The 1,459-nt window shown below is 58.1% G+C and carries 2 protein-coding genes; both read left to right on the top strand.

Annotation, left to right across the window (positions count from 1 at the left end; translation table 11 throughout):
• Positions 1 to 33 precede the first annotated feature (33 nt).
• On the top strand, positions 34 to 936 hold the full coding sequence (gene fdxH, locus CWM52_RS25815) for a formate dehydrogenase subunit beta (RefSeq protein WP_100686653.1): 903 nt from the start codon (positions 34 to 36) through the stop codon (positions 934 to 936).
• A partial coding sequence (gene fdoI / locus CWM52_RS25820) for a formate dehydrogenase cytochrome b556 subunit (protein WP_100686654.1) occupies positions 933 to 1,459 on the top strand: 527 nt, incomplete at its 3' end. The genes fdxH and fdoI, both read left to right, overlap by 4 nt.

Here is a 1,459-nt window from a genome sequence, read left to right on the forward strand (position 1 = left end):
GTGAACGTGGAAAAGGTGTAACGGAGACGACTTATGGCTTATCAATCGCAAGACATTATTCGTCGTTCCGCGACTAACGGTTTCACTCCCGCGCCTCGGGCGCGGGACCACCAGCAGGAAGTCGCGAAGCTTATCGACGTCACCACCTGTATTGGCTGTAAAGCCTGTCAGGTCGCCTGTTCAGAATGGAACGATATCCGCGATGAAGTCGGTCACAACGTCGGGGTGTACGACAACCCCGCGGATCTGACCGCCAAATCCTGGACGGTGATGCGCTTCTCCGAAGTGGAGCAGAACGACAAACTGGAGTGGCTTATCCGTAAGGATGGCTGCATGCACTGCGCCGACCCCGGCTGCCTGAAGGCCTGCCCGTCGGAAGGGGCTATCATTCAGTATGCCAACGGTATCGTGGATTTTCAGTCCGAGCAGTGCATCGGCTGCGGCTACTGTATCGCCGGCTGCCCGTTCAATGTGCCGCGCCTGAACCCGGAAGACAACCGCGTCTACAAATGTACGCTGTGCGTCGACCGCGTCACCGTGGGTCAGGAGCCTGCCTGTGTGAAAACCTGCCCGACCGGGGCGATTCACTTTGGCTCCAAAGAGGATATGAAAACGCTGGCAGGCGAGCGCGTCGCTGAACTGAAAACCCGTGGTTACGACAACGCGGGCCTGTACGATCCGGCCGGCGTCGGCGGCACGCACGTGATGTACGTGCTGCACCACGCCGACAAACCGAATCTGTATCACGGCCTGCCGGAGAACCCGGAAATCAGCGCCACCGTGAAGTTCTGGAAAGGTATCTGGAAACCGCTCGCGGCGGTGGGATTTGCCGCGACGTTCGCCGCCAGCGTCTTCCACTATGTCGGGGTCGGTCCGAACCGTGCGGAAGAGGAAGAGGACAACCTGCATGAAGAGAATGACGAGGTGCGCAAATGAAAAGACGTGACACCATCGTGCGCTACACGGCGCCGGAACGCATCAACCACTGGGTCACCGCCTTCTGCTTCGTGCTGGCGGCGGTGAGCGGACTGGGCTTTTTCTTCCCGTCCTTCAACTGGCTGATGCAGATCATGGGGACACCGCAGCTGGCGCGTATACTGCACCCGTTTGTCGGCGTTATCATGTTCGCGTCGTTCATCATCATGTTTTTCCGCTACTGGCACCATAACCTCATCAACCGGGATGATATCTTCTGGGCGAAGAATATTCGTAAGATCGTCGTCAACGAGGAAGTGGGTGACACCGGGCGCTATAACTTCGGCCAGAAGTGCGTATTCTGGGCGGCGATTATCTTGCTGGTGCTGCTGCTGGCGAGCGGCGTGATCATCTGGCGTCCGTATTTTGCGCCGGCGTTCTCAATCCCGGTGATCCGCTTCGCGCTGATGCTGCATTCATTTGCCGCCGTTGCCCTGATTGTGGTTATTATGGTGCATATTTACGCCGCCCTGTGGGTGAAAGG

Source organism: Raoultella sp. T31, assembly GCF_002806725.1.
Taxonomy (GTDB): Bacteria; Pseudomonadota; Gammaproteobacteria; order Enterobacterales; family Enterobacteriaceae; genus Klebsiella; species Klebsiella electrica.

Excerpts from the sequence above, each read along its gene's own strand:
- fdxH (WP_100686653.1), top strand. The coding sequence starts at position 34 with ATGGCTTATCAATCGCAAGACATTATTCGTCGTTCCGCGACTAACGGT.